The 26,933-nt window shown below is 70.8% G+C and carries 23 protein-coding genes and 1 tRNA gene; 11 read left to right on the forward strand and 13 right to left on the reverse strand.

Translation table 11 applies throughout. The features are described from left to right. The first annotated feature begins 80 nt into the window (after positions 1 to 80). A complete protein-coding gene (locus OO69_RS29180; RefSeq protein ID WP_078652611.1) occupies positions 81 to 1,409 on the forward strand; it encodes a M6 family metalloprotease domain-containing protein in 1,329 nt (442 codons plus the stop codon). Positions 1,410 to 1,466: 57 nt separating this feature from the next. Here the strand turns inward: OO69_RS29180 and OO69_RS29185 are convergent. The 7 genes from OO69_RS29185 to OO69_RS29210 form a co-directional block, all read right to left on the reverse strand. Further along, positions 1,467 to 1,540, reverse strand: a tRNA-Lys gene (locus OO69_RS29185). Then, complete coding sequence (locus OO69_RS49825) at positions 1,531 to 2,145, reverse strand: bifunctional DNA primase/polymerase (RefSeq protein WP_063744471.1); 615 nt, start codon at positions 2,143 to 2,145, stop codon at positions 1,531 to 1,533. Before OO69_RS49825 ends, OO69_RS29185 begins: the two co-directional genes overlap by 10 nt. A gap of 190 nt (positions 2,146 to 2,335) precedes the next feature. Beyond that, positions 2,336 to 2,707, reverse strand: a complete 372-nt coding sequence (locus OO69_RS29190) for a hypothetical protein (RefSeq protein WP_033283808.1) — start codon at positions 2,705 to 2,707, stop codon at positions 2,336 to 2,338. Between the two features lie 185 nt (positions 2,708 to 2,892). Next, positions 2,893 to 4,233 carry an AAA domain-containing protein gene (locus OO69_RS29195; protein ID WP_033283809.1) on the reverse strand — a complete coding sequence of 447 codons (1,341 nt, stop codon included), beginning with the start codon at positions 4,231 to 4,233 and terminating at the stop codon, positions 2,893 to 2,895. Next, on the reverse strand, positions 4,230 to 5,828 hold the full coding sequence (locus tag OO69_RS29200; RefSeq protein ID WP_033283810.1) for a hypothetical protein: 1,599 nt from the start codon (positions 5,826 to 5,828) through the stop codon (positions 4,230 to 4,232). The genes OO69_RS29195 and OO69_RS29200 overlap by 4 nt, the downstream gene beginning before the upstream one ends. Further along, positions 5,819 to 6,994, reverse strand: a complete 1,176-nt coding sequence (locus OO69_RS29205) for a hypothetical protein (protein ID WP_033283811.1) — start codon at positions 6,992 to 6,994, stop codon at positions 5,819 to 5,821. The genes OO69_RS29200 and OO69_RS29205 overlap by 10 nt, the downstream gene beginning before the upstream one ends. Beyond that, entirely contained in the window at positions 6,945 to 7,958 is a 1,014-nt protein-coding gene (locus tag OO69_RS29210) for a phosphatase PAP2 family protein (RefSeq protein ID WP_033283812.1), read from the reverse strand. The genes OO69_RS29205 and OO69_RS29210 overlap by 50 nt, the downstream gene beginning before the upstream one ends. Positions 7,959 to 8,166: 208 nt before the next feature. Between OO69_RS29210 and OO69_RS29215 the strand changes: the two genes are divergently transcribed. After that, positions 8,167 to 8,763 carry a histidine phosphatase family protein gene (locus OO69_RS29215; protein WP_033283813.1) on the forward strand — a complete coding sequence of 199 codons (597 nt, stop codon included), beginning with the start codon at positions 8,167 to 8,169 and terminating at the stop codon, positions 8,761 to 8,763. A 91-nt stretch (positions 8,764 to 8,854) separates the two neighbouring features. On the opposite strand, the gene OO69_RS29220 is transcribed toward OO69_RS29215, so the two are convergent. Beyond that, a complete protein-coding gene (locus tag OO69_RS29220; protein WP_033283814.1) occupies positions 8,855 to 10,327 on the reverse strand; it encodes a hypothetical protein in 1,473 nt (490 codons plus the stop codon). 270 nt (positions 10,328 to 10,597) lie between these two features. On the opposite strand from OO69_RS29220, the gene OO69_RS29225 reads away from it, so the two are divergent. Then, positions 10,598 to 11,032, forward strand: a complete 435-nt coding sequence (locus tag OO69_RS29225; RefSeq protein ID WP_078652612.1) for a hypothetical protein — start codon at positions 10,598 to 10,600, stop codon at positions 11,030 to 11,032. A gap of 120 nt (positions 11,033 to 11,152) precedes the next feature. Beyond that, positions 11,153 to 12,028, forward strand: coding sequence for a spermidine synthase (locus tag OO69_RS29230; protein ID WP_033283815.1), 876 nt, complete (start codon positions 11,153 to 11,155; stop codon positions 12,026 to 12,028). A gap of 14 nt (positions 12,029 to 12,042) precedes the next feature. Here the strand turns inward: OO69_RS29230 and OO69_RS29235 are convergent, their stop codons facing one another. Further along, the gene (locus tag OO69_RS29235; RefSeq protein WP_033283816.1) at positions 12,043 to 12,585 is read right to left on the reverse strand and encodes a hypothetical protein; all 543 of its coding nucleotides are present in this window, start codon (positions 12,583 to 12,585) and stop codon (positions 12,043 to 12,045) included. Between the two features lie 112 nt (positions 12,586 to 12,697). On the opposite strand from OO69_RS29235, the gene OO69_RS29240 reads away from it, so the two are divergent. The 6 genes from OO69_RS29240 (at position 12,698) to OO69_RS29265 (ending at position 19,810) form a co-directional block, all read left to right on the forward strand. Then, positions 12,698 to 13,402: a response regulator transcription factor gene (locus tag OO69_RS29240; protein ID WP_033283817.1), complete on the forward strand. Its 705-nt coding sequence runs from the start codon at positions 12,698 to 12,700 to the stop codon at positions 13,400 to 13,402. Beyond that, positions 13,399 to 14,802, forward strand: a complete 1,404-nt coding sequence (locus tag OO69_RS29245) for a HAMP domain-containing sensor histidine kinase (protein WP_033283818.1) — start codon at positions 13,399 to 13,401, stop codon at positions 14,800 to 14,802. The genes OO69_RS29240 and OO69_RS29245 overlap by 4 nt, the downstream gene beginning before the upstream one ends. Positions 14,803 to 14,909: 107 nt before the next feature. Next, positions 14,910 to 16,379, forward strand: a complete 1,470-nt coding sequence (locus tag OO69_RS29250; RefSeq protein ID WP_033283819.1) for a cellulose binding domain-containing protein — start codon at positions 14,910 to 14,912, stop codon at positions 16,377 to 16,379. A 265-nt stretch (positions 16,380 to 16,644) separates the two neighbouring features. Beyond that, on the forward strand, positions 16,645 to 17,943 hold the full coding sequence (locus tag OO69_RS29255) for an ABC transporter substrate-binding protein (RefSeq protein WP_033283820.1): 1,299 nt from the start codon (positions 16,645 to 16,647) through the stop codon (positions 17,941 to 17,943). Continuing rightward, the gene (locus tag OO69_RS29260) at positions 17,940 to 18,920 is read left to right on the forward strand and encodes a carbohydrate ABC transporter permease (protein ID WP_033283821.1); all 981 of its coding nucleotides are present in this window, start codon (positions 17,940 to 17,942) and stop codon (positions 18,918 to 18,920) included. The genes OO69_RS29255 and OO69_RS29260 overlap by 4 nt, the downstream gene beginning before the upstream one ends. Beyond that, positions 18,917 to 19,810 carry a carbohydrate ABC transporter permease gene (locus tag OO69_RS29265; RefSeq protein ID WP_033283822.1) on the forward strand — a complete coding sequence of 298 codons (894 nt, stop codon included), beginning with the start codon at positions 18,917 to 18,919 and terminating at the stop codon, positions 19,808 to 19,810. The genes OO69_RS29260 and OO69_RS29265 overlap by 4 nt, the downstream gene beginning before the upstream one ends. 36 nt (positions 19,811 to 19,846) lie before the next feature. Here OO69_RS29265 and OO69_RS29270 read toward each other — a convergent pair whose 3' ends face one another. The 4 genes from OO69_RS29270 to OO69_RS29285 all read right to left on the reverse strand — a co-directional run bounded on the left by OO69_RS29270 (position 19,847) and on the right by OO69_RS29285 (position 25,021). Then, positions 19,847 to 20,551 carry a hypothetical protein gene (locus OO69_RS29270; RefSeq protein WP_033283823.1) on the reverse strand — a complete coding sequence of 235 codons (705 nt, stop codon included), beginning with the start codon at positions 20,549 to 20,551 and terminating at the stop codon, positions 19,847 to 19,849. A gap of 125 nt (positions 20,552 to 20,676) precedes the next feature. Further along, complete coding sequence (locus OO69_RS29275; protein WP_033283824.1) at positions 20,677 to 22,206, reverse strand: HAL/PAL/TAL family ammonia-lyase; 1,530 nt, start codon at positions 22,204 to 22,206, stop codon at positions 20,677 to 20,679. Positions 22,207 to 22,357: 151 nt separating this feature from the next. Next, entirely contained in the window at positions 22,358 to 23,776 is a 1,419-nt protein-coding gene (locus tag OO69_RS29280) for a GH1 family beta-glucosidase (protein WP_033283825.1), read from the reverse strand. 201 nt (positions 23,777 to 23,977) lie between these two features. Next, on the reverse strand, positions 23,978 to 25,021 hold the full coding sequence (locus OO69_RS29285) for a LacI family DNA-binding transcriptional regulator (protein ID WP_033283826.1): 1,044 nt from the start codon (positions 25,019 to 25,021) through the stop codon (positions 23,978 to 23,980). 492 nt (positions 25,022 to 25,513) lie between these two features. On the opposite strand from OO69_RS29285, the gene OO69_RS29290 reads away from it, so the two are divergent. Beyond that, positions 25,514 to 26,833: an ABC transporter substrate-binding protein gene (locus OO69_RS29290; RefSeq protein WP_033283827.1), complete on the forward strand. Its 1,320-nt coding sequence runs from the start codon at positions 25,514 to 25,516 to the stop codon at positions 26,831 to 26,833. The last annotated feature ends 100 nt before the right edge of the window (positions 26,834 to 26,933 follow it).

Here is a 26,933-nt window from a genome sequence, read left to right on the forward strand (position 1 = left end):
GCAGATAAACAGGGCGTACCCCAACAAACCATCACAGGCTGGGTGTCGGTGTCCCGTGAACCCGCTCCCGGAGGTCCAACGTGCCGTGTCAGCTCCCCCTCAAGGGGCTCTCCCGTACGGCGCTCAAGGGGCTCGCCCAGTGGCGCACCCGACCCGGACTGCGCGGCACCGCCGCCGTGTTCACCACGATGTCCGCGCTCGCCGCGACCTCGATCATGTCCAGCCAGTCGGTCGCCGAGCCGTTCTCGACCACCCCCTGTGCCCTCAAGCGCACCGACGCCCACCACTCCGAGGGCCTCGACACCTGGAACACGGCCTACCCGCGCCCCACCCGCGCGCTCGACGCGGTGATGATCTTCCTCTCCTTCCCCGACGCGACCCCGCGCACGACCCCCGCCGAGCTGGCCGCCGACCACTTCCCGGCCACCACCCGCTTCTACGAACGCGCCTCCTACGGCAGGTTCACGCTCCGCCCGCACCCGCTGCGGAACTGGATCCGCATGCCGCACGCGTCGACGTCGTACGCCATACAGCGCGACTGGAACCCGGTGAACCGCGCCGCGTACCTCCGCGACGCGCTCGCCGCCTCCGACCCGCGGGTCGACTTCTCGCGCTACGACATCGTGTACTTCGTCGCCGATCCGGACGCGCCCGGCGTGGACTCGGACGCGACGAAGGTCGTCAACCTGGACACCCCGCTGCGGGCCGACGGCACCGACGTACGACGGGTCGTCACGGTCTTCGAGAAGCATCCGCCGGACCGGCTCGTCCTCGCCCACGAGACGGGCCACGTCTTCGACCTCCCGGACCTCTACCACCGGCCGGTGGACGGCAAGGGCGACTGGGACACGTACGTCGGCGACTGGGACCTGATGGGCAGTCAATTCGGCCTGTCGCCCGACCTGTTCGCCTGGCACAAGTGGAAGCTGGGCTGGCTGGACCCGCGCCAGGTGGTGTGCGTACGGGGCACCGCGCCGAAGCGGCTGACCCTGGAACCCGTGGCCGCGGGACCCGGTACCGCCGCGGCCGGCGCCACCGCGGGGTCACCGGCGTTCGGCCTCGGTCCGGGCGCCAAGCTGGCGGTCGTGCGCACCGGGCCGGACAGCGCGCTGGCCTTCGAGGCGCGCGGCTCCGTCGGCAACGACAGCACGGCCTGCAAACAGGGCATCCTCGTGTACCGGGTACGCGACGGCGCGGCCTCCGGCAACGGCCCGATCCAGGTCGTCGACGCCCACCCCCGCACCGAGGCCTGCTGGGAGACCTCGGTCTACCCGCCGCTCGCCGACGCCCCGGTCTCCCTCGGCGAGAGCTTCACCGTGCCGGGCGACAACGTGAAAGTGGACGTGGAGGGGCGGACGGCTTCGGGCGCGTGGACGGTGACCATCACGCCGAGCGGGGCGGGGGACTGACCCCTGACACCGGACACGTCAAAGGGCCCCTCGCTCTCACGAGGGGCCCTTCACAGGTGCGCCGCCAGGGACTCGAACCCCGGACCCGCTGATTAAGAGTCAGCTGCTCTAACCAACTGAGCTAGCGGCGCCTGCTGACGTCGTAGACCTTAGCATCCTGATCCGGGGGAGGAAAAATCGATATCCGCACGGTCGCGCGGGCCGCCCGCACGGCCGCCCAGAGCAGGATCTCGGCCCCGGGAAGCCAGGGCCGACGGGTGTCCGGGGCGACCAGCCAGCGCGAGTCGAAGGGGGCCGCCGTAGCCCCGCCGACCAGGGCCGGGACGGTCACCGCGTCACCCCTGCCGTGACACAGCAACGGCGGGACGGACCCCGTGCGGCTGCGCTCCCCGGGGTGCGCGCCCCACTCCTCCCAGCCCAGCAGCGACGGCAACCGCTGAGCGGTACCGGGGCTGGCGAACAGCAGCATCCGTCCCCGGTACGTCGCCACGGGTCCGGAACCCGCCCCCTCCTCCCACAAGCGGTCGACCATACGGCGCCCGAAGACCACCGGGGCGCTCACCACGTCGAAGGCGGACCCGCAGGGCAGGACGACCGGGGCGTCCGGCCGCTCCCTCCAGAGGGCGAGGGTGCTGCGCGGATACGTTCCTGCCGAGGCGAGCCAGGCGGCACCGTCCGAGGTGACACCCGAGATGTCGAAACGATCGGCGAAGGGCTCATCCTGTGTACGGCTCATGTCCCCTAGGTCTACCGGGCGTGAGCACCCGCTCTCCGAGGGTTGCCAGAAATCGGGACAGGAGGGGGCGGGAGGGAGTATCTTGCCCGACCGGCATATGCCAGAAGTTCATTCTGGTGACGGGTGGGGCGGGTGGGGCGGGGTGGCAGTCGCGGGAGCGGTGGGACCCGGGCTACGAGCTCCCCCGAGGTCACACCGGGTCGGCACCCCCGCTGTCCCGGCCCTCCGTGCCGCGCAGCAGGTCGCGGCCGAACTCGACCATCTTCTTCGCGTAGTCCTCGGTCCACTCGGCGCGCTCGGCGATGTCCGCCGGGGTCAGCCGGTCGAAGCGGCGCGGGTCGGCCAGTTGGGCCGCCGCGATCGCCTGGAACTCCACCGCGCGGTCGGTCGCGGCGCGGAACGCGTGGGTCAGCTCCGTCGCGCGGGCCAGCAGCGCGCGGGGGTCGTCCATCGACTCCAGGTCGAAGAAGTGCTCCGGGTCCTCGGCCGCCTGTGCGGGCTCGAAGAGCAGGGGCGCGGGGCGTAGCCGCGATTCGTTGCGACGCGGCGTGTGCTCCGCCATGTCTTCTCCTCCTCGTACGTCACGGATGACCCGCCTCACGAACGGACCACCGTCCATTGTCCCCCGACCGCGCAAGGGGCCCCCGGCATACTCCCGAGGCACCGATCCCGCACCGCATGAGTGGCTGCCCAGCCGTCCGCCCCGGTATTCATCACCCCGCGGGTCGGACCGCGAGGAGCCGCAGGTCACGGTCTCCAGACCACCCGGTGTTCCGCGAGATGCGCCAGCACCGCGTGGTTCGCCTCCCAGCCGTCCGGGAACTTCACCGTCACCCCCAGTTGCACCGGCTCCGTCGACGGATGGTCGTCCAGCAACTCACTGACCCCCGCCCGGCAGACCACGATGCACGCGTGCCGGTGCCGGGAGGCGAGCACGCACAACCGACCCGTCTCCAGGTGGAAGGCCGTGGCGTCGGGGCGGCCGGAGAGGGGATGGAGGACCACCGTGACGTCGAACTCCCGCCCCTGGAGCCGGTTCGCCGTGTCCACCGTCACGTCCGTGACGCCCAACTCGCCCAGCGCCGCCCGGACCGCCGCCGCCTGGTCCCGGTGCGCGGTGCCCACCGCGATGCGGTCGGCGGTGAGGGGAGTGGGGTCCGGTGAGCGCTCCGACGTGGCCGCCCCGCCCCGGTCCAGCAGGCGTCGTACGACGGTCGCGACCGCCCGTACCGCCTCCGGGTCCGTACGAGGGGTGTGGCGGGCGGGGAGTTCCAGCAGGCCCCAACCCGACTCCGCCGCTTCGTCGATGACCCGGTCCGGGCCCGAACCGTCCGACGGGACACCGAAGTTGAGGCGCCGGTCGCCGTGGTCCGTGCCGCTGCGGAAACGGGTGTACGGGTAGAACGCGTCCGAGACCAGCGGGGCTGCCGACGCCGGGAGCCGCCACGACACCGGCAGGCGGTGCTGCGGGAGTTCGGGGTTGTGGGCCAGGAGTGTCGTCACCGCGGAGGCCGAGGGGTCGTAGGACAGGCCCGCCCACTGCTCCGCGCCCACGATCGCGAACGGGTCCAACTGCCCCGGGTCGCCCACGAACAGCGCCCGCTCGAACAGGCCGGCCACGGCCAGCAGCGAGTCCGAGCGCATCTGGTACGCCTCGTCGACGATCGCGTGCCCCCACGGCTCGTCGACCTTCACGTGCGCCCACTTGGCCGCCGTGGAGATGACGACCGGGAGGCCGGCGAGTTCCCCCGCCTTCGCCGACTTCCGTACGTTCGGCAGGTCGTCCAGCGCCTTGTCGTACGGGTCCGCGTCACTGCTGTGGAGGCGGCCGACCGGCAGCTCGCCGTTCTTCTCGGCGAGGCGTACGACGAGGTCGTCGACCTGGGCGTTGGTCTGCGCGACCACCATCAACGGGCGCCCGGCGTCGGCCAGTTCGAGTGCCGCACGGACGACGAGGGTGGACTTGCCGGCGCCCGGCGGGGAGTCGACGACGACACCGCGCGCCGTGCCGTGCAGCGTGTCGCGGAGGATCGCGTCGGTGGCGCGGCCGGCCTCGGCACCGGGGTCGAACACGGTCTCGGCGCTCACAGGACGTCCTCCTCGGTCACCGGGTCGGCAGGCTCCTGCACGGCGGTCTCCTCGCCCGGCGGGCCCCCGTGCGTCCACGGCGTCTCCTCCTGGTCGGGCAGTTTCGCGCCGCCCCGCTGCTCGTGCTCGAACAGCGTGAAGCAGATCCGGTCGCCCTTCTCCGGCAGCGAACCGGTCTCCGGCTCCTTGCCGCGCCCCATCTTGTCGACGACCCGGAGGACGACGAGGGCGCCCTCCTCCTCGTGGCCCACGAACTCCGCCGACTGCGGCTTCCCGGCCAGGGACCGGAACACCTTCACCCGCTCCCCGAGATGCGGCCGGTCGTCCGTGCGCACGGTCACCAGCGGGCGCGGGCGGGGGCTCTTGCCCTCGCTGTACGCCATGACGACATCGATGACCTCGCCCGCGAACGCCTCCCCGGCGAGCCGCCGCCCGGCCATCACCAGCGGGTCGTCCAAGGCCTCTTGAGCATCCAGCCGGGCCTGTTCACGCTCGCGCGTGGCGAGTTTGTTGGCCGCGGTGACCGCGTCGTCGCGGCGCGGCTGCGGGGGCTCACCGGCGACGATCCGGTCCCGGTGGCCGGTGAACGACCAGCGGTCCCGGGTCCACCGGTCGACGGCGTGCGCGCCCTCCGGCAGCGCCCGCAGCAGGTCGAGCCCGTGCCACACGGCGTCCCAGGTGGGGCGGGTGATGTCCTCGACGAGGGCCCTGATCTCCCGCTCGGCGGCGGTGAGTTCACCGAGCCGGTCGTCCGCCTCGAGGCCGTCCTCGGCGGCGGCGAGAGCGGTGCGGGCGCGGTCGTAGCGCTCGATGGCGGGGGCGAGCAGCTTGTTGTCGAACGCCGGGTCCGTGGCCGGGCCGGCCGGCGGGCACACCAACTGGCCCCGCGCGTCCCGCCGCAGCTCCGCGTCGAGCGCGGCCTCGGCGCCGGAGACACCGTCCGGCGGGTCGATCCACGCGAGCAGCGCGGCCAAGTGCTGGTCCTCCAGGCTGGATTGACCCGTGGCCCAGTGCCGCCCCAGCACTTCGGTGAGCGCGAGCAGCAGCGCCGAACCAGGAACCCGGGCCCGCTCCCCGAAGTGCGTCAGCCACCGCCCGAGCAACGGCACGCGCGGGGGCGCCGGGTGCGGGGTCTCCGGGTCCTGCTCGGCCGTACGCCGAAAGCGCATCGAACGCCCCAGCAGCCGCACCAACTCGATGCCCGCGCGGCTCGGCACGATCAACTGCGGCGCGTCCGCGCACAGTTCGACCTCGACCTTGACCCGCTTCCCGGTCTCCGGGTCGGTCTCGTTCCGCTCGGCGGCCTCGACGTCGTCCGCGAACGTGTCGATGTACGGCAGGACCACGTCCGCCAGCTCGGCGAGAAACGCGAACCTGAGGTCGCGGTCCCGCGGCTGCGGTACGACGAGCAGGCGCGGGGCGTCCCGGTCCGTACCGACGAGCGCGCCGAGCGGCGCGCCTGCCTCACCGGCGGTGGTCAGCGGCACGAGGACGAGGGGGCGCTCGGAGAGATGCCGGTGCAGGACGGTCGCGGAGGGCTGGGCACGGCCGGTACTGACGGCTTCGAGACGGGCGAGGGTGGTGATCAGTGACATGCGGCGCCCTCCGGGTCGGCGTCCAGGATTCCCTGTCGGCCTTGCGGCTCCTTCGGGTGGTGCGCCAGGGCCTCGGCCCGCAGCTCCGCCGCCCTGCGCAGTGCCGCCACCGCCGGGTCGTCCGGGTCGCCGGACTCTCCGTGGGCCGCTGACAGGACCTCGTCGACCGTGGTCAGGTCGCCGAGGTCGGCGCGGAGGGAGCGGCCGAGGGTGGTGACCGCACCGGACGCGCGGGAGTGGTCGCGGCAGTGGAAGGCCAGCTCGCAGGCGGCCAGGCACTCCGGGGCGTAGGCCGCCGGGACCGACTCGACCGCCGCGGTCAGCTCGGCGGCGGGGCGGTCGGGGGCGAAGCAGGTGCCCTCGGGGAGGGTGTCGGCGATGTCCTCGATACGGGTGAGGCGGGCCAACTGGCGGCCGGTGACCGCGCGTTGCTTGCGGACGTCGACGGCGGACGCGGTGGGCAGGTTAGAGAAGTCCTTCGGGCAGACCAGGAGGACGCGGTGGCGGACCCGGGGAGCGGGGTCCAGCTTGGCCGCGACCTCTTCCAGCGCCAGCACGTACACCGCCGACTGGCGGGCCGCCGCGCCGACCTTCGCCGGGTCCGCCGAACCGTCCAGCATCGGGAAGGACTTGATCTCCACGACCGTCCAACTGCCGTCCGGGTGCACGACCACCGCGTCCGGCTCCAGGAACGCGGGCGACCCCGCCACGTCGAGGGCGAGCATCGGGTGGTCGAGCAGGGTCCAGGCGGCGGCCTCGGACGCCTCGCGCAGCGCGAGCGCCGTACGGGCCGCCCGCCCCTCGGGGCCGATCGCGGTCAGCTCGGGCACCCGCGCGCGGGTCGGCGGTTCGGCGCCCGGGTCCAGCTTCTCGTGCACGAGCCGCAGCAGCTCCGCGCCGCCGTCCGCCTTGACCCGGGCCTCGAACGCGTTGCCCCGCATGAAGGCGAACTGGGACTGCCCGAAGGAGGAGGGTGCGCCGAGCGCGTCGGCCAGCACCGCCTTGTTCACCCCCGCGCCGTCCAGGATCGCCCGCCGCTTGCAGCCCGGGTTCGCGGCCAGCGCCGCGAGGGCGCGCGCGTCCAGCGCCTTGGCCGGGACGTCAGGGCCGCGCAGCTCAGCGAGCCGGTGCCGGAGCGCCGTCCCCCGCGTCCGTGGGGGAGGCACCCGGCTCGGCTCCGGTACCGAGCTGTGACTCGCGCTGCCGTGGAATTCGCTCACCCGCCGAAGTCTGGCATCCGCCACTGACAATTGAGGTTTCTGAGCCGCGAGAGGCGTCACGAGAGCCGTCACGGGAAGCAGCACGGGAGGTGCCGGCGGCCGTGTCACGCGACCGCGCCGCGACCAGCGAGCCGCGCCCCTCGAACCGCGTCCTGATCCGGTCCGCCGCCTTCATCACCTGCGGCGCCAGCAGGAACCCGAGGCCCATCACGACCACGCCCGCGACCGCGTCGAGGAGGTAGTGGTTCGCGGTGCCCATGACCACGATCGCCGTCAGCAGCGGGTAGGCGACCCCGACGATTTTGGTCAGCCGCGTCCCGCCGTAGCGCCAGAGCATCACACCGCACCACAGCGCCCAGCCGCAGTGCAGGCTCGGCATCGCCGCGTACTGGTTCGTCATGCCGCCGAGGCCGCGCGGCGCGCTCGCGTCGCCGCCCCACCAGCCGTACGAGCTGTACTTGGCCATCGTGTCCACGAAGCCGTAGTCCGGGGAGAGCAGCCGGGGCGGGCAGGTCGGGAGCAGGGTGAAGCCGATCAGGCCTATGAACGTGGACGTCATCAGCCAGGTGCGGGCCGCGCGGTAGACCTGGGAGCGCGACCTGAACAGCCAGATCAGGATCGCGGGCGTGATCAGGTAGTGCAGCGACGCGTACCAGAAGTCCGCCGGGATGCCGAGCCACGCCTCGCGCGTGAACAGGCGGTTGAGCGGGTGCTCGGCGTTGATGTGCAGGACCTTCTCGATCCGCAGGATCGCCAGACCGTGGTCCACGGCGCTCGCCGTGTCGCCCCGGGCCAGCAGCCGACCCGCCGAGTACGACGCGTACACCAGGAGGATCAGCGGCAGCTCGGTCCACCAGCGCAGCCGGCTTCGCCGGTCCGCCTCGATGCCTGGTGTCTCGGTCTGCGGCATCCGATCGCCCTCCCCCTTCTGTTCTGGTGCGCTGTCCCGTGGTGCGGCTTCCCGGTAGCCCGGTCGGGACACTTTACGGCGTATGTGAGCGCCCTGTTTCCGGCGCCCCCGGACCTCAAAGACGCAGAGATCGCCCCCCGGGTTGCCCTTCTCAAGGGTGCGCGATGATGGAACGACCCGCCTCTTGTTTCTCCCGGAAAGGTCGCTCATGGCACCGCGCATCCTGTTGGCCCGGCACGGACAGACGGAATGGTCGCTGTCCGGGAAGCACACCGGCAGGACCGACGTCCCCCTCCTCGAAGAGGGCCGACGCGGCGCCAAGGTCCTCGGCGAACGACTGCACCGGTCCCCCTTCGACGGCCTCCCCGGGGTGGAGGTCCGCACCAGCCCGCTGGCACGCGCGCGTGAGACCTGCGAACTGGCCGGCTTCGGCGACCGCGCGACCCCCTGGGACACCCTCATGGAGTGGCACTACGGCGCCTACGAGGGCCTGACCCCGGAGGAGATCCGTTCCGTACGCCCCGACTGGCTGATCTGGCGCGACGGCGTCCCCGAAGGGGAGACCCTCGCCGAGGTCACCGCCCGCGCTGACGAGGTCGTCACCTGGGCCCGCTCCGAGGACCGCGACGTCCTGGTCTTCGCCCACGGCCACATCCTGCGCTCGATCGGCGCGCGCTGGCTCGGCCTGCCGATCGACTTCGCGGCGCGGATACGGCTGAATCCGACGTCCTTGTCGGTCCTGGGCTGGGCGTACGGGGACCCGGCGATCGAGAGCTGGAACGACGTGGGGCATCTGGTGGCCTAGGCCTTAAGCCCCCTGTTTTTAGGGGCGCGGGGAACTGCGCGACCAGCCCCCACCGGCCCGCAGACGAATCACAACGCATCCTCCGTAGCAACTAAGCCGCAGTACGAGGCACCCCTGAGTGCCTTTCCAGAAACGTAGACACCCCCGAAGCCCGCCGGTGAGGCAACAGCACCCGCGCCGTCCCCGCCAGCATTGTCTGAATCCGCGACGACTGGACCAGGTCCAAAAGATCAAGCACCCGCATCCCGGCCGTCGCCGCCTCGTCCGGACGGCCTCCCCGCGCGAGATCGTCGGCCAACTCGGCCATGTACAGCGCGATGTTCCGAGTGAAATGCGGATCCTGAAGATGCGCCGCCCGCCGCGCGTGCCGCGCCGCCCGAGGCCAGTCGCCCAACGTCGACCAGCACTGCGCCTCGAGCCCCTCCAACTCGGCCTCTCCGTAGAAGCTCATCCACTCCGGGTCGGCATCCGAGTGCCCCCGCTCGAAGAGCGCCTGAGCCCGGGCCAGCGCCTGCTCGCACCCGGTGCGATCCGCGAGCCCCGCCCAGCCCCCCGCCTCGCGCAGCGCGAGCAGCGACATCAGGCGCGCGGAACCCAGCGGCCGTCCGACCCGCTGCGCGGCCTGCGCGGCGCGCACCGCCTCCCGGGGGCGACCGGCGTCCCGCGCGAGGAACGCCGTATTGCAGAAGGCGTGTGCCTCAAGGCCGGGGTCCCCGGTCATCCGGGCGGTGGCGAGCGCCTCCGCGTAGTGCGAGCGGGCGTCGTCGAAGCGGCCGGAGTCGTGGGCCAACCAGCCCACGGAGATGGCGAGTTCACCGGCGCCTGAGTGGAGTCTCTCGGCGACAGACTGCCGGGTGGTGCCCGCGTCGAGCAGGGCGTAGGCGGCGCGCAGCGGAGCCGCCGCGCGCCGGTAGAGGCCGTCGGCGCCGTGCCGGTCGTCGAGCAGCCGGATTCTGCGGACGGCCTCTTCCAGGGCGCCCGCCTCGCTCGTACCGGGGCGGCGGACGGAACGGTCCGCCGCCACGGCGTCGTAGGTGAGCCCGAGCGGGCCCAGCGTGCCGGCGGCCACCGTGACGGTGCCGCCCCTCATGAATGCGCGACGCAGCACGTCGCTCTCCTCGTGGTTCTCGTGGTTCTCGTGCGTGTCGTACGGGTCCTGGGTGTCATACGGCTCGTACACGTCCCCCGTCTCACCCGTTCCGGCAGCCTCATCCGTGATGAAGGCCGGGCTCGTGAGGTGTGCGGGGGGCGTGTCCTCGGCGTTGCGCGCCCCGCGTCCGCGTACGGACGAGCGGGGCGCGAAGCCGAGATCGGCGAGCGTGCGGCCGGGGAACATGTGCAGGAACACCCGTTCGTACGCGTAGTTGGGGCAACGGATCTCACCGGCCTCGACGCGGCCCACGTAGCGCGCGTCGCAGCTGACCCGCTCGCCGATCTCCCGCGCGGACCGGCGTACGGCCGCGGCGAACTCCGCCGGTGAGCGCTGTCCACGCAGCCGCCGGAAGGCGAGATTGGGTCTCGGTGGTCGGGGGAACGGGGACGGGGTCACCAGTGACGACGCCATGGCCGGGTCCTCTCATGCGAACCGTCGAACCATGCCGGATTCAGGGTGACTTGTTGAGTGACGCCCTGTTTCCAGCGGGCAAGAACGTACCTGCTGTGCATGACCCGCCACGCAGGGTTTGGCTACAAACCGGATATCTCATCCGCGATCTGCCATGAACTGCCATCCTTTGCGGCTGACTTGTGCCGTAGCCGTTGACGCTTCAACGCGTTGAACTCCATGGACCGGGAGCCACCCGACTCCCGTCCCGCTCGTCCAAGGAGGGGTTCCGTGGTGGAGACCGGGATGGAGACCAGGCAGAGCGTCGATCCTCGAATGCCGAGCGCGGAGTGCAGTGCGCCACCGTTCGCGGACTCGGCCTGCGACCTGGTGACGGTGCCGACGCGGCAGGGGCTGGAAGCGGTCGACATTCTGCGGCGCGGTGCGGGTGAGGGGGTCGGACCTGTCCTGCACGACGACGGTGACGACACCCTCGGCTTCCTGGTTCCGCCGGGGACGGCGGCGGCGTGGGATCTGCCGGGCAGCACGTGTACGGAGACGAATGGCCGGGGTCTGCGCATCGCCCCCGACCCGGAGCCGCCGGTCGAGGGCTCCGACTGGCTGCTGCCTCCCGGTGACGCGGACCTGGCCACCGACCCGGAGGTGCTGCGCGCGGCGCTGGGTGAGGCGGCGCGGCTGATCGAGGCGGCGGACGGCTGTCGGTGAGTTCCGTGGGGAGGGTCGTGGTCTATCTGCGGGCCGGTGGGGGCTGGTCGCGCAGTTCCCCGCGCCCCTAAGGGGCGCGGATGCCGCGCCGGACCACCCTCGCCCGCCGATAATGGGCCAATGGGAAAGTCCAGGAGTAGTACCCGGCGAGGCGGTGCCGGCGTCCCCGAAGCCGTCGTCGAAGCCGTTGACGGTGGGCTCGCCGAGCTCATACCCGATCGGGAACGCGCGCGTGCCTGGACCTTGCTGATCGACGGGGCGCCGCAGTCGTACGTCGATCTCGACGACCCGGCGTATCTGTCCTTCGAGTACCAGCGGCGGCTCGGGCACGTCATCGACCTCGTCGCGCCCGCCGGGAAGCCCATCAACGCCGTGCACCTCGGCGGCGGGGCCCTCACGCTCGCCCGGTACGTCGCCGCGACGCGCCCCCGATCCACCCAGCAGGTCGTCGAGTTCGACGCCGCGCTCGTCCAACTGGTCCGCCGGGAGCTGCCGTTGGACCCGAACGCGCGGATCCGGGTGCGGTCGGCCGACGCCCGCGCGGGGCTCGCGAAGGTGCCCGAGGGGTGGGCCGATCTCGTCGTGGCGGATGTGTTCAGCGGCGCCCGTACGCCCGCCCACCTCACCTCCACCGAGTTCCTCGACGAGGTGCGCCGCGCGCTCAAGCCCGGTGGGTGCTACGCCGCCAACCTCGCCGACGGGCCCCCGCTCGCGCATCTCCGGGGCCAAATCGCCACCGTGGCCGCCCGGTTCGCGGAACGCGCGCTGATCGCCGACCCGACCGTCCTGCGCGGCAAGCGGTTCGGCAACGCGGTGCTCGTCGCCTCCGACCACCCGCTGCCGCTCGCCGAGTTGACCCGCCGCGCCGCCTCCGACCCGCACCCGGGCCGACTCCAACACGGCCGCGAACTCACCGACTTCACCGGCGGAGCCGTACCCGTGACGGACGCCGCGGCGGTCGCCTCACCGGCACCGCCCCCGTCGGTGTTCCGGTAAGTAGCCACCCGGGTCTAGTAGTTACCGACATCCACCCGCGGCGCCCCGTCGTGCCACGTGCAGATCACCGACACCTTGTCCGTGCCCTTGGTGAACTCCACCCGGAGCCACGACTCCGTCTTCCACACCTGCATCGACCAGCCCGTACCCGGCGTCGCCGACACGAGCGCCACATAGGCCGGTGAGGTGTCGAGTTCGAGCACCACCCGCCCGCCGTCCGTGGCGTAGCTCTTGACCTGGCCGGTGGTGGAGGGAGAGGGGGACGTGCTCGTGGTCGCCGTCCTCGTGGGGCTCGGGCTGGGGCTGCGGGTCGGGGTCGGGGTGCTCGACGGGCTCGGTGACGACTCGGCGTGGACCGGTGCCGAGGACGGCGGTTGAGCCGCCTGCGCGCTCGCGCCGGCCGCCGTGATGGGCAGGGCGCGCGGCGGGTCGTAGGCCGTGCCGGTCATGACCGTGTGGACGCCCCACCAGGACAGCGTGACGGCCGCGCCGGTGGCCAGTGACCAGGCCAGCACGTGCACGAATCCGTTGACGAGTCCTCGGGGCATCGCCGCCATACTGCCTCACGCGCCCCACAGGTGTCCCGTCGATCTCCCACCGGTTGTCCACAGGCGGGGAGTTGTCCACAGGCCCGGATACGGGTCGCCCGCATGGCGTACGGTGCGGCGCATGGCAAGTGTGCTCGTGGTCGAGGACGACCAGTTCGTGCGCTCGGCCCTCATCCGGCATCTGACCGATGCCGCGCACACGGTGCGCAGTGTCGGGACGGCCCTTGAGGCCCTGCGCGAGGTCGCCCATTTCCGTTTCGACGTGGTCATCCTGGACCTCGGACTGCCCGACCTGGACGGGTCCGAGGCGCTGAAGATGCTGCGTGGGATCACGGACGTCCCCGTGATCATCGCCACCGCCCGGGACGACGAGAGCGAGATCGTCCGGCTGCTCAACGCGGGCGCGGACGACTACCTCACCAAGCCCTTCTCGGTCGACCATCTCTCCGCGCGCATGTCCGCCGTTCTACGGCGCTCCCGTGCCACCTCCGGCGAGGCGCCCCCGCCGACCGTCATCCGCGTCGGCGGCCTCACCGTCGACCCGCTGCGCCGCCAGGCCGAGCTGGACGGCGTCCGACTCGACCTCACCCGGCGCGAGTTCGACCTCCTCGCCTTCCTCGCCGGACGGCCCGGTGTGGTCGTCCCGCGCAAGGAACTCCTCGCCGAGGTGTGGCAGCAGTCGTACGGCGACGACCAGACCATCGACGTCCATCTGTCCTGGCTGCGAAGGAAGTTGGGGGAGACGGCGGCTCAGCCGCGCTATCTGCACACCCTGCGGGGTGTCGGCGTGAAGCTGGAGCCACCGGGAGCGGAGTCGCTGCGATGAGGTGGGCGCTGGTCAGGGTCTGTCTGGCGATCGCGGCGATGGTCGTCGTCGCCTTCGCGGTGCCGCTCGGCCTGGTCATCAAGGAGATGGCCCGCGACCGCGCCTTCTCGAACGCCGAGCGGGAGGCCGCCGCCGTCGCCCCCGCGCTGTCCATCACCACCGACCGGGACCAGCTGGAGAAGGTCGTCGCCTCCGCGGGCGCCGACTCCGGGATGGCCGTCCACATACCGGCGGGGGAGGGGAAGGCCGCCCTCGACATCGGGCTGCAGCGCGCCGCGGGCAAGGACATCGCGACCGTACGGAAGCTGGGCCGCGCCTCCACCACCGAGGTGCCCGGCGGCTCCGTCCTGCTCCAGCCGGTCGCGCTCAGCTCCGGCGAGATATCCGTCGTCGAGGTCTACGTCCCGGAGGCCGAGGTCAGCAACGGCGTCGGCACGGCCTGGGCGGTGCTCGCCGGCGTCGGCATCGCGCTGATCGTCGGGTCCGTCGCGGTCGCCGACCGGCTGGGCGTACGGATGGTGCAGCCCGCGCAGCGCCTCGTCGAGGGCGCGCACGAACTGGGGGAGGGGAAGCTGGGGGCACGGGTGCCCGAGGAAGGGCCGACCGAACTGCGGCTGGCGGCGGTGGCGTTCAACTCCATGGCCGACCAGGTCGTCCAACTGCTGGCGGCCGAGCGGGAGTTGGCGGCCGATCTGTCGCACCGGCTGCGGACGCCGCTCACCGTGCTGCGGCTCAACGCGGCCTCGCTCGGGGACGGGCCCGCCGCCGAGCAGACGCGGACCGCCGTCGCGCAGCTGGAGCGGGAGGTCGACACGATCATCCGGACCGCGCGCGAGGCCAAGCCGCAGACCGTGGCGGCCGGGCCCGGTGCCGGGTGCGACGCGGCCGAGGTGGTGCGCGAGCGGATGCGGTTCTGGTCCGCGCTCGCCGAGGACGAGGGGCGGAAAGTGCGGGTGGCCGGGGTGGAGCGGCCGGTGCGGATACCCGTGGCCCGCGCTGATCTCGTCGCCGCGCTGGATGCTCTCCTCGGCAACGTGTTCCGGCACACCCTCGAGGGCACGGCGTTCGCGGTCGACGTGCACAACAGCGAGGACGCGGTGATCGTGCTCGTCTCGGACGCGGGCTCGGGCATACGCGACCCCGAGGCGGCGATGGCCCGCGGGCGCGGCTCCGGCAGCGCCGGGTCGACCGGGCTCGGCCTGGACATCGTGCGCAGGCTCGCGGAGGCGACCGGCGGGGACGTCCGCATCGGCTCCTCGATGCTCGGCGGCACCGAGGTGCGGATCTGGATCCAGCTGGACGGGCGCGAGCCGGAGCGCAACGGCCATCGAGGAGCCGTACGACGGCGTCGGCGCGGGAAATTGGTCTCTACCTTTAACCGTTCCCGATCCCTCCCTTAAGCGCACCCTAAGATCGCCAACCCCCGCCCGGATCAGGGTATTTGCCCGGTTCCGGATCGCTAGCGTGCTGCCGCACCCCACCCCCGTACGGCGAAAGCAGGCACGCGATGAGCACGCACCGGCGCAGGATCAGCAAGAGGAACAAGGTGATCGGCGGAGCGGTCGCCGCCGCGGTCGTCGGTGGCGGCGCGATCATGCTGACCGGCATCGCCCAGGCGGCGAGCGTCGGCGCGGCCTACACGAGAACCAGCGAGTGGTCGACGGGGTACACCGCGCAGTACGTCGTCACCAACACGACCGGGGCCACGAAGAAGGACTGGACGCTGGAGTTCGACCTGCCGTCGGGCTCGAAGCTCAGCTCGCTGTGGAACGCCGAGTCGAGCGTGAGCGGGCAGCGCGTCACCGTGAAGCCGCCGAAGTGGGACACGGACGGTCTCGCGGCCGGTGAGTCGGTCACCGTCGGCTTCGTGGTCAACGGCACCGGCCAGCCGACCAGTTGTCTCATCGACAACGCCCAGTGCTCGGCGGACGGCACCGCGACCCCCGAGCCGACCGGCCGCCCGACGACCTCGTCGCCGACGCCCACGCCGACCGCCACCCCGACCGCCACGCCCACGGCCACCTCCAAGCCCACGGCCACGCCCACCGCTTCACCGACCACGACCACCGGCACCGGCACAGCGGCCGGCGCGGGCTTCGCCCCGTACGTCGACACCTCCCTCTACCCCGCCTTCGACCTCCTCGCCAACGTCACCGCGACCGGCGTGAAGAACTACAACCTCGCCTTCATCACCGACGGCGGCGGCTGCACCCCGAAGTGGGGCGGGGTCTCGGACCTCGGCAGCGACGGCGTGGCCTCGCAGATCGGCGCGCTGCGCGCCAAGGGCGGTGACGTGCGGGTGTCCTTCGGCGGCGCGTCCGGCTCCGAGCTGGCGACGACGTGCGGTTCGGCGAGCGCGCTGGCGACGGCGTACGGCAAGGTCGTGGACGCGTACAACCTCACCAAGGTCGACTTCGACGTCGAGGGCGGCGCGCTGCCCAACACGGCGGCGAACACGATCCGCGCCCAGGCGATAGCCAAGCTCCAGCAGCAGCACCCGAACCTCGACGTCTCCTACACGCTCCCCGTGATGCCCGAGGGGCTGACCCAGGACGGGGTGAACCTGTTGTCCAATGCCAAGTCCAACGGCGTCAAGATCAACACGGTCAACATCATGGCGATGGATTACGGACCGGCGTACTCCGGAAATATGGGAACGTACTCACAGCAAGCGGCTACTGCCACACAAGCGCAAGTCAAGAGCGTTCTCGGGCTCTCGGAAGCCGCCGCATGGAAAGCGGTTGCAGTGACGCCCATGATCGGTGTCAACGACGTGTCATCGGAGGTTTTCACGGTCGAGGACGCGAACGGGTTGGCGGCGTTCGCGAAGGCGAAGGGTCTGGGCGGTCTCTCGATGTGGTCCGCGACCCGTGACAAGCAGTGCCCCGGCGGCGCCAAGCCCAGCGCGGACGCGACCTGCAGCTCGGTCGTCCAGGCCCCGTCCGCCTTCATGAAGGCCTTCTCCGCCTTCCAGTAGGTGCCCCATGGGCCTCACAGGCCCCACGCGCACCCCGTGAGCTCATCCCCCTCGGAGCGGACGTGTGGCCACTCGGCCGCACGTTCGCTCCTTTTGCTCGTGAGTGTCGATTACGTTTCGACAAATGAAGGCGGCGGGTGTTGACGCATGACCAGACATAGGACTGTTATTACGCCACCGTGTTTGGTCGCGTTGGTTTCTGGTCGGTTACGACGACCTGGGGCGTGGCGCATTCCGGCCGAACCCTGTCCGTCAGGAGCCGTTCATGCCCGACTTCTCCCTCCCCGCCGCCAGTCGCCGCTCCGTCCTGCGCGGCATAGGCGGCGCTGCCGTGCTCGGCGCCGGGATACCCCTGCTGAGCGCGTGCGGCAGCAGCGGTAGCTCGTCCGACCCGAAGACCGTCACCGTCGGCTCCAACGCGTCCGACGCGGTGCCGAAGAAGGCGTTCGCGAGCGTCTACGCGGACTTCAAGAAGACGTCCGGCATCACCGTCAAGGTCAACACGAAGGACCACAACACCTTCCAGGAGCAGATCAACTCCTACCTCCAGGGCACGCCGGACGACGTGTTCAACTGGTTCGCCGGGTACCGCATGCAGTTCTTCGCGGCCAAGAAGCTCGCCACGTCCATCGACGACGTCTGGGCGAAGATCGGGGACAACTTCCCCGACGCGATGAAGCAGCTCAGCAAGGGTGAGGACGGCAAGTACTACTTCGTGCCGATGACCACGTACCCGTGGGCGATCTTCTACCGCAAGAGCCTCTTCACGGCGAAGGGCTACACCGTCCCCACCACCTGGGACGAACTGGTCGCGCTCTGCAAGAAGATGAAGAGCGACGGCCTGGTCCCGATCGCCTTCGGCGACAAGGACGCCTGGCCGGCGATGGGCACCTTCGACCAGATCAACTTCCGCCTGAACGGCTATGACTTCCACAAGTCCCTGATGGCGGGCAAGGAGGCGTGGACCGACCCGAAGGTCAAGGCGGTCTTCGACCACTGGGCCGAGCTCCTCCCGTACCACCAGGACGGCTTCATGGGCCGCACCTGGCAGGACGCGGCGCAGGGCATCGTGTCGAAGAAGTCCGGCATGTACCTCCTGGGCTCCTTCGTGGCCCAGCAGTTCACCGTCAAGGCCGACCTCGACGACCTCGACTTCTTCGCCTTCCCGGAGATCAACTCCGCGTACGGCCAGGACACCGTCGAGGCGCCCACCGACGGCTACATGGTCAGCAAGGCACCGAAGAACCACGCCGGTGTCGTCAAGCTCCTGGAGTACCTGGGCACCCCGGCTGCCGAGCAGCTGTACCTCAAGACCGACCCGAGCGTGGTGGCCGCCTCCAGCAAGGCCGACACCTCCGCGTACTCGCCGCTGCAGAAGAAGGCGTTCGACATGATCGGCGCCGCCAAGAGCCTCACCCAGTTCATGGACCGCGACTCGCGCCCGGACTTCACCTCGACGGTGATGCAGCCCGGACTGCAGAAGTTCCTCCAGAACCCCAAGGGCGTCGACAGTCTGCTGACCTCGATCGAGCGCCAGAAGAAGACGATCTTCGCCTCCTCATGATCTCCGAGACGACTACGACGAGCCCGGAGGCGGACGCCGTTCCGCCTCCGGGCCCCGCGCCCGAGAAGAAGCGGGTCCAGCAGGGCGCCAAGCGCCTGCTGACCCGCCGTGACCGCATCACGCTCGCCTTCATGGCGGGCGTGCCGACGATCCTGCACGTGGCCCTGGTCTGGGTCACCGCGCTCGCCTCGATCCTCCTGGCCTTCACGTCCTGGGACGGCATCGGCTTCAGCTCCATCAAGTGGGTGGGGCTGGCCAACTTCAAGGAGCTGTTCAACGACAACCCGCAGTTCTGGCCGGCGCTTGAGCACAACGTCATCTGGTTCGTCGTGCTCATCCTGCTGCCGACCCCCTTCGGCCTGTTCCTGGCCGTCCAGCTGGACAAGAAGATCCGCTTCAGCCGCGTCTACCAGACCGCGTTCTTCCTGCCGGTCGTGATGTCGCTGGCGGTCACCGGATTCGTCTGGCAGCTCATCTACAACCCCGACACCGGCCTGATCAACAGCCTCATCGGGGCCAACAAGCCCGGCCACTACATCGACTGGATCGGCGATCCCAAGCTCAATCTGTGGGCCGTCCTGATCGCCGCGTCCTGGCGGCACGCGGGCTACATGATGATCCTGTACCTGGCCGGACTGAAGGGCGTGGACCCGTCGCTGAGGGAAGCCTCCGCGCTGGACGGCGCGAACGAGTGGCAGACGTTCAAGAACGTCATCTTCCCGACGCTGCGGCCCACCAACACGGTCGTCCTGGTCGTCACGATCATCGAGTCGCTGCGCGCCTTCGACCTGGTCTACGTCTTCAACAAGGGCGCCCAGGGCACCGAGTTGCTGTCGATCCTGATCACCAACAACATCATCGGCGAGTCCAGCCGGATCGGTTACGGGTCGGCGATCGCCGTCGTCCTGCTGGTCATCTCCCTCGTGGTCATCATCCCGTACCTGATCTCGACCTTCCGGAAGGAGCGGCGCGCATGACCACCCCCACCGCCGCACTCGGCGTGAAGCAGCGCACCCCGCTCCGCCCGGCCCGGGTCCTGCTCCACACGTTCCTCGTCGTCACCTCGCTGGCGTGGCTCGCCCCACTCCTGTGGGCGGTCTACGCGGCCCTGCGCCCGTACTCCGAGACCAGCAACAAGGGGTACGTCTCCTGGCCGGACACGCTGAACCTCGACAACTTCAAGAACGCGTTCGAGCAGTCCGACATGACGCACTACTTCGTCAACACCCTGATCATCGCGGTCCCGGCCGTGCTGCTCACGCTGCTGCTGGCGTCGATGGTCGCGTTCTACGTCAGCCGGTTCGACTTCCGGCTGAACATCTTCCTGCTGCTGGTCTTCACGGCCGGCAACCTGCTGCCCCAGCAGGTCATCATCACCCCGCTGTACCGCATGTACCTGCTGATCAACCTGCCCGGCATCACGGCGAGCGGCAAGCTCTACGACTCCGCGCTCGGCCTGGTCCTCATCCACGTGGCGTTCCAGTCGGGCTTCTGCGCCTTCGTGTTGAGCAACTACATGCGGATGCTGCCGGACGAGCTGACCGAGGCGGCGCTGGTCGACGGGGCGTCGGTGTGGCGGATGTACTGGCAGATCGTGCTGCCGCTGTGCAAGCCGGCGATGGCGGCCCTGGCGACGCTGCTCTCCATCTGGATCTACAACGACTTCTTCTGGGCGATCGTGCTGATCTCGACCGGCGAGAACATGCCGATCACCTCCGCCCTGAACAACCTATCCGGCCAGTACTTCACCGACCCCAACCTGGTCGCCGCCGGCGCCCTGCTCACCGCGATCCCCACGCTGATCGTGTACTTCGCACTCCAGCGCCAGTTCGTCAGCGGCCTCACACTGGGCGCCAACAAGGGCTGACGCACTACGACTTGACCGAAGAACGGCCCGGGTGACTCAGAACCCCCCGGGCCCGCCGAAGCCCCCGAACCCGCCGGGTCCGCCCGGCCCACCGCCGAACAGCCCGCCGTGCGGCCCGTGATGGTGGAAGCCGTCGAACAGCGCGTCCGCGAGCAACATGCCACCGACCCCGGCGGCACCCGCGACGAGCGCGGTCTTCCACCACGGCGTGCTGTACCAACCCCCGGCCATGGAACGGCCGTTGACGACCCCGCCGGGGTAGTAGTACGGCGTGCTCGCACCGGGCTGCGCGGACGCGGTGTACGTCTGCCCGCCCACCGTGACCTGCCCACCGGCCCCCTGCGCGGGCAGCTCGGGCCCCGGGTCGAGTCCCAGCGCGCCACGGGCGGTCCGGATGTGATGCAGCCCCTCGATGGCGGTCTGCGTCACGAGCCCGTACTGCATCGGCGAGTAGGCGACGGCGAGTTGGCCCTCGGCGGCCCGGAGCCGCTCGGTGGCGTCGGCGAGCGCCTGCCGGGCGGCGGTGCTGTTGCCGGCGTCCAGCGTCGACAGACTCCCGCCCAGCCGCTCCACCCAGCGGGTGGCCTCGGCGCCGGCGTCGGCGTCGTAGGCCTGCGAAGCGGAACCGGAGGGATAGCCGCTGCCGCCGAACCGCGAACTCCCGCCCCCCGCCTGCCTCTTGCCGAAGGCGACCGCACCGCCGACGATCAGGGCCAGCAGCACCAACACGATGAAAAACATGACGTCCTCCCGTCCACGCCGGGATCGGATCACCCCGTACAGGAAGATCAGACGCCTCGGGGCTGAGAGGCCGCTGGACGGGGTCTGAGCGGCGGCTGTGAATGGCGGCGGGGATTTGCCCGGCCTCAGCGGCGCAGCGCCCCCACGACGCCTTCCACGACCCTCAACACGTCCCCGCCGCGCACGAGTTCGGCGATGTGCTCGATGTCCGCGTGGAAGACGCGGTCCTCGTCGACGGTCGGCACGGTTCGCCGGATCTCCGTCCGCAGCGCCTCCGCTGCCGGTGAGGGGGAGAGCGGGGCGAGGAGGTCGAGGGCCTGGACGGCGCACATCAGCTCGATGGCTATGACGTAGGCGAGCTTGCGGGCCGCGCGGTAGGCCTTCAGGGCGGCGAGATAGGCGTTGCCGACCGCGTCCTCCTGGTTGGCCGACGTGGTGACGTTGTCGGCGGAGGCGGGGACGGCCAGGCCGCGCAGTTCCATGGTCAGGGCGGCGGCCGTGTACTGGGCGATCATGTACCCGCTGTTCAGGCCCGGTTCGCGGACCAGGAAGGCCGGCAGCTCGCTGAAGTTGCTGTTGACCATGCGGTCGGTACGGCGTTCGGAGACCTTGGCCAGGACCGTCATCGCGTTGACCATCGTGTCGGCCTGGATGCCGACGTACGTGCTGTCGCAGTTCGCCCCGCTGAGCGCGACCCCGTCCTCGCCCTCGGGGTGGATGACCGGGTTGTCGCCCACCGAGTGCAACTCCTCGACGATGACCTCCCGCGCCTGCGCCAGCGCCCGCTTCGCACCGCCGTGCATCTGCGGAACGGCCCGCAGGGAGAGGCTGTCCTGGAGCCGGTGGTCGAGGAACTCCGTGCTGATGGCGCTGGACTCGGTCAGCCGCCGCAGGTTCTCGGCCACGGCTGCCTGCTCGGGGTGCCGCTTCCGCTCCTGGATCCGGGCGTCGTAGGCGCGGACGGTGCCCTTGAGCGCCTGTACGGAGAGGCTCGCGGCGACGTCGGCGGTGGTCGCCGCTGTGTCGGCGTCATGGGCTGCGAGGACGGCGATCGCGGTGACCGAGTGCGTCCCGTTGGTGAGCGACAGCCCCTCCTTGCAGGCGAGCCGGGCCGGCCGCTCCCCGATCCGGGCCAACGCCTCGGCGCCGGGCAGGAGTTCACCGTCGTGCCAGGCCCGTCCCTCTCCCAGCAGTACGAGGGCCATGTGGGCCTCGGGGGCGAGGTAACCGACGGAACCCTCGCCCGGTACGTGCGGTGTGACCCCGGAGTTGAGCATCCGCCGGATCAGCTCCAGCGTCTCGAACCGGATACCGGAGAACCCTTCCCCGAGCCCGACCAGCTCCATCAGTGCGATGGCCCGGACCACCTCGACGGGCAACGGCTCCCCGACCGACACGGCGTGCGACCGTACGATGTTGCGCTGCAGCCGCTCGGCGTCCGCCGGGTCGACGACCTCCGTGACGTTGTCACCGAACCCGGTGGTGACGCCGTAGACCAGGCGGTTCTCGGCGAGGAAGCGCTCCACCAGCGCGCGGGACTTCCGCACCCGGTCGACGTACGCCGCGTCGAACTCGACCGGGGCGCCGTGCCGGGCGACCGCGACGAACTGCTCGACGGTGATCGGCTCCCGGCCCAGGGTGACGGCCACGGACATCTCCTCGCGCTTGACGTGTATCCATTCACTTGCTGGTCGAATGAATCACTCTATTTAGCGCGTGGCAAGGGCGGTGGGTGACGGCGGGCGTCTGGGGCTTCGCCGTGTGCAGGCCGGGGTTCGATCTAACCCTCTTGATCCTCCAGGCTGGTTAGTTTGCAGGCAGCGTGCCCGTGCGGGCCGCCTCGCCGTACCACCGGGCGCTCGACTTCGGTGTGCGGGCGAGCGTCGCGAAGTCGACGTACACCGCGCCGAACCGCTTCTGGTACCCGTACGCCCACTCGAAGTTGTCCATCAGGGACCACAGGTAGTAGCCGCGCACGTCCGCGCCGTCCGTGATCGCGCGGTGCACGGCGGACAGGTGGCCGTGGAGGTAGGCGATCCGCTCGGGGTCGTGGACGTTGCCCTCGGGGTCGGGCTTGTCGTCGTAGGCCGCGCCGTTCTCCGTGATGTGGAGCGGCAGGCCCGGGGCCTCCCTGGCGTAGCGCATGATCAGGTCGTAGAGGCCCGTCGGGTCGATCGTCCAGCCCATCTCCGTGCGCTCGCCCGGGGTCTGGAGGAACGCCACGTCGTCCGCGCCCGGCCAGGGGGAGAACGCGCTTAGGCCGTGCCCGTCGGCGCGCGGGCTGCCCGGCGGGGCCGCCTCGGCCGCCTCCACCAGGGCGGGGGTGTAGTAGTTCAACCCCAGTGCGTCCAGCGGCTGGTGAATGAGCGTCAGATCGCTGTCCCGGACGTACGACCAGTCCGTGACCGATCGCGTCGCGTCGAGCAGCGACTTCGGGTACGTGCCGTGCAGCATCGGCCCGTGGAACACCCCGTTGGCCAGGTCGTCGATCTTCCGGACCGCCGCCATGTCCGCCGGGGACAGCGAAGCGGGCCTGACCACCGCGGAGTTGAGGCTCACCGCGATCGAGTTCCGGGCCGGCATCGCGGACCGCAGCGCCGAAGTCGCCAGCCCGTGCGCCAGGTTGAGGTGATGGGCCGCCCGGAGCGACGCGCCCGCGTCCGTACGGCCCGGCGCGTGCACCCCCGAGCCATAGCCCAGAAAGGCGCTGCACCAGGGCTCGTTGAGCGTGGTCCACTGCTCCACGCGGTCGCTCAGCGCCTCGCCCACGATCTGCGCGTACTCGGCGAAGCGGTACGCCGTGTCGCGCTCCGGCCAGCCGCCCGCGTCCTCCAACTCCTGCGGCAGATCCCAGTGGTAGAGGGTCAGCGCGGGCTTGATGCCGTGCGCGAGCAACTCGTCGACCAGGCGGCGGTAGAAGTCCAGGCCCACCTGGACCGCCGGGCCCCGGCCGGTCGGCTGCACCCGCGGCCAGGAGACCGAGAAGCGGTACGCCGTCAGGCCCAGGTCCGCCATCAGCGCCACGTCGTCGCGGTAGCGGTGGTAGTGGTCGACAGCGATGTCACCGTGCTCACCACCGGCCGTACGGCCCGGCGTATGACTGAACGTGTCCCAGATCGAGGGCGTACGGCCGCCCTCCCGCACCGCCCCCTCGATCTGGTAGGCGGAGGTCGCGGCTCCCCACAGGAAGGCAGGAGGGAACGTCGCGGGCGTCAGGTCTGGCATGGAATCGCTCCCATGGGGTCGAGTGGCGCCCATTATGCATGGGAGCGCTCCCATGAGCAAAGGGTCCGCCCCCCGACGTTCCGACATCCCGGCGTCCCGACGCCTTCCGCCCACCGCTCAGGCGCGCCCGCCACTCAAGCGCGCCGCCACTCAGGCGCGGACACCCCTCGCGCGCGGACACCCCTCACACGCGGACACCCCTCACGCGGACTCCCGCACCACCAACCGCGTAGGCAGCACCACTTGCCGGTGATCGCCACCGCGCTGGGCGATCTCGTCCAGCAGCAGGCTCGCCATCGTGCGGCCCATCTCCTCCAGCGGCTGGCGGACGCTGGTCAGCGGGGGATCGATGTGCCGGGCCACGACCGAGTCGTCGAAGCCGACGACGGCGACGTCGTCCGGCACCCGCCGCCCCGCCGCGCGCAGTTCCAGCACGGCACCCGACGCCATCACGTCGGACGCGGCGAAGACGGCGTCGAGGCCGGGCCGTCGGCGCAGCAGCTCCCGCATGGCCGCGCGGCCGCCCTCCTCGCGGAAGTCGCCGTACGCGATCAGGTCCTCGTCGACGGTGACGCCCGCGCCCTCCAACGCCTCGCGGTAGCCGTCGAGTCGGGCCTGCGCGGCGTCCATGTCCAGGGGACCCGTGATGGTGGCGATGGCCCGGCGGCCCTTGGCCAGCAGGTGCTCGACCGCGATCCTGGCACCGCCGTTGTTGTCCGCGCGGACGTGCCCCAGCAGCTCCCCGTGGCCGCGCCGGCCGGCCAGCACGGTCGGCACGGCGAGTTCGTGCAGCCGGTCGGGGAGCGTGTCGCCGCTGTGGACCGCGAGGATCAGCACGCCGTCCACCCGGTGTGCCGACAGGTAGGTGGCCAGCCGCGCGTACTCCTTCTCGTCCGGCGTCAGGACCAGCAGCAACTGCATCTGGGCGCTGGCGAGTTGGGCGGAGACACCGCGGATGATCCCGGAGAAGTAGGGCTCGGAGAAGAGCCGGTCCTCGCCCTCGGGGACGACCACGGCGACCGAGTCGGTGCGCCGGGTCGCCAGCGAGCGGGCGGCGGGGTTGGGGACGTAGCCGAGTTCGTCGATGGCCCGCTCCACCGCCGCGCGGGCGTGGTCGCTCACCTTGGGGGAGCCGTTGATGACCCGGGAGACCGTGCCGCGGCCGACGCCGGCGAGCGCGGCCACGGCGTTGAGGGTCGGGCGCCGGACGTCCGCGCGCGGGGGCGGCTGCTCGGCAGGGCTCATCGTTCACCTTCCGGCGATCAGTGGGGACTTGCCTCATTCTTGCCCAGAAAATCGGGCGACGGCCCGGACGGACCTCCCCGGCGCCGAGCCTGCGGGACGGACCCTTGGATCACCTGCGTGAATCCTGTGCGGGACCGGTCCGTGTCCGGTCGGTGACGCCTGGTGGAGCGACACATTCACGTGACGTGCGGAACACGCTTGCGCAACAACGCCGTTTTCAAGTCTTGACACCCGGCCCGGCACGAAGGAGTCTTCCGGCATGCCGCGTGGGAGCGGTCCCACGGAACCTCGGGGGCTTCCTTCCGTGTGGACGAAACCACCAACGGCCCGTCCCTCTATCTCGCATGGCACACCGTTGACCAGCACCTTTTCACCGCACGACCCGTGCTGTGGGCTGGCCGCTGCTCGAAACGAGAGGACAGGTCCGGATCGCCGAGCCTCGGCGGTCCGATTCCTGAGACCCCGTTCCCCACTGGAACAAGGAGTAGTGGAATGCGCATCACCCGTACCGGCGGCGGCCACGGCCGCAGAGCAGCGGCCCTGACCACGACGGTCCTGACGGCCTCCGCCCTGTTGCTGACCGGCTGCAGTAGCGACAGCTCCTCGGACGCCAAGGACTCGAACGGGAACATCACTCTCACGGTGGCCGACTACGGGCAGTTCGGTTACAAGGAAGCCGGCCTGTTCGCCCAGTACCACAAGCTGCACCCGAAGATCACGGTCAAGGAGAACGTCACCGCCAACGAGGCGGACTACTACCCGAAGATGCTTCAGCAGCTGAACACGGGCAGTGGCCTCGCGGACGTCCAGGGCATCGAGGTCGGCCGGATCAAGGAGGTCGTCGACACCCAGGCGGCCAAGTTCACCGACCTGAGCAAGTCGATCGACGTGAACGACTGGGTCTCCTGGAAGGAGAAGCAGGCCACCGCGTCCGACGGTTCGGTCATCGGCGCCGGCACCGACATCGGCCCGATGTCCCTGTGCTACCGCTCGGACCTCTTCAAGGCGGCGGGTCTGCCCAGCGACCGTGACTCGGTCGCCAAGGCCGTCGCGGGCGGCTGGGAGGACTACCTCAAGCTCGGCGAGAAGTTCAAGGCGAAGGCCCCCAAGGGGACTTACTTCATGGACTCCGCGAGCGCCATGTACAACGCGGTCGTCAGCTCCTCCGCGGAGCAGTACTACGACGCCTCCGGCAAGGCGGTCTACAAGAACAGCCCGGCCGTGCAGCAGGGCTGGAACCTGGCCGCGGAAGCCGCGTCCAAGAAGCTGACCGAGGGTCTGCCCCAGTTCACCGACGCCTGGACGGCGGCGCTGCGCAAGGGCACCGTCGCCACCGTGGCGTGCCCCGCGTGGATGGCCGGCCAGATCTCCATCAACTCCGGTGACGCCTACAAGGGCAAGTGGGACATCGCCCGTGCGCCCGGCACCAGCGCGGGCAACTGGGGCGGCTCCTTCCTGGCCGTGCCCAAGAGCGGCAAGAACGTCAAGGCGGCCACCGACCTGGTCAAGTGGCTGACCGCGCCCGAGCAGCAGGCCGCCGTGTTCAAGGCGATCGGCGTCTTCCCGTCGAACAAGGGCGCCTACGACCTCGCCAGCGTGAAGAACGCGACGCTGCCGTACTTCAACAACGCCCCGATCGGCCAGATCTACGCCGACGAGGCGAAGGCCATCCCGGAGGCCGTGCTCGGCGCGAAGGACGGCACGATCAAGGACACGATCTCCACGCAGATCAACAACATGGAGCAGCGGGGCACCAAGCCCGACAAGGCGTGGAAGGCCGCGACCGACTCGATCGACAAGGTGATCGGCTGACACAGGCAGCGGTGCGGGCGGCCCGGCGGCCGCCCGCACCGCGCCGCGTGCGTGGGGCCGCGCGGCGGCTCCCGCCGTAGGCGCGGGGCCGGCCGCACCG

The organism is Streptomyces sp. NRRL F-525 (assembly GCF_000716605.1).
Taxonomy (GTDB): domain Bacteria; phylum Actinomycetota; class Actinomycetes; order Streptomycetales; family Streptomycetaceae; genus Streptomyces.

Bases quoted from the DNA above. Each gene is read 5' to 3' on its own strand.
- OO69_RS29240 (WP_033283817.1), top strand. From the start codon at position 12,698: ATGGCAAGTGTGCTCGTGGTCGAGGACGACCAGTTCGTGCGCTCGGCC.
- OO69_RS29190 (WP_033283808.1), bottom strand. From the start codon at position 2,707: ATGGCGGAGCACACGCCGCGTCGCAACGAATCGCGGCTACGCCCCGCG.
- OO69_RS29245 (WP_033283818.1), top strand. From the start codon at position 13,399: ATGAGGTGGGCGCTGGTCAGGGTCTGTCTGGCGATCGCGGCGATGGTC.
- OO69_RS29280 (WP_033283825.1), bottom strand. From the start codon at position 23,776: ATGCCAGACCTGACGCCCGCGACGTTCCCTCCTGCCTTCCTGTGGGGA.
- OO69_RS29285 (WP_033283826.1), bottom strand. From the start codon at position 25,021: ATGAGCCCTGCCGAGCAGCCGCCCCCGCGCGCGGACGTCCGGCGCCCG.
- OO69_RS29235 (WP_033283816.1), bottom strand. From the start codon at position 12,585: ATGGCGGCGATGCCCCGAGGACTCGTCAACGGATTCGTGCACGTGCTG.
- OO69_RS29255 (WP_033283820.1), top strand. From the start codon at position 16,645: ATGCCCGACTTCTCCCTCCCCGCCGCCAGTCGCCGCTCCGTCCTGCGC.
- OO69_RS29250 (WP_033283819.1), top strand. From the start codon at position 14,910: ATGAGCACGCACCGGCGCAGGATCAGCAAGAGGAACAAGGTGATCGGC.
- OO69_RS29210 (WP_033283812.1), bottom strand. From the start codon at position 7,958: ATGCCGCAGACCGAGACACCAGGCATCGAGGCGGACCGGCGAAGCCGG.
- OO69_RS29290 (WP_033283827.1), top strand. From the start codon at position 25,514: ATGCGCATCACCCGTACCGGCGGCGGCCACGGCCGCAGAGCAGCGGCC.
- OO69_RS49825 (WP_063744471.1), bottom strand. From the start codon at position 2,145: ATGAGCCGTACACAGGATGAGCCCTTCGCCGATCGTTTCGACATCTCG.
- OO69_RS29265 (WP_033283822.1), top strand. From the start codon at position 18,917: ATGACCACCCCCACCGCCGCACTCGGCGTGAAGCAGCGCACCCCGCTC.
- OO69_RS29220 (WP_033283814.1), bottom strand. From the start codon at position 10,327: ATGGCGTCGTCACTGGTGACCCCGTCCCCGTTCCCCCGACCACCGAGA.
- OO69_RS29200 (WP_033283810.1), bottom strand. From the start codon at position 5,828: ATGTCACTGATCACCACCCTCGCCCGTCTCGAAGCCGTCAGTACCGGC.
- OO69_RS29275 (WP_033283824.1), bottom strand. From the start codon at position 22,206: ATGTCCGTGGCCGTCACCCTGGGCCGGGAGCCGATCACCGTCGAGCAG.
- OO69_RS29230 (WP_033283815.1), top strand. From the start codon at position 11,153: ATGGGAAAGTCCAGGAGTAGTACCCGGCGAGGCGGTGCCGGCGTCCCC.
- OO69_RS29215 (WP_033283813.1), top strand. From the start codon at position 8,167: ATGGCACCGCGCATCCTGTTGGCCCGGCACGGACAGACGGAATGGTCG.
- OO69_RS29260 (WP_033283821.1), top strand. From the start codon at position 17,940: ATGATCTCCGAGACGACTACGACGAGCCCGGAGGCGGACGCCGTTCCG.
- OO69_RS29270 (WP_033283823.1), bottom strand. From the start codon at position 20,551: ATGTTTTTCATCGTGTTGGTGCTGCTGGCCCTGATCGTCGGCGGTGCG.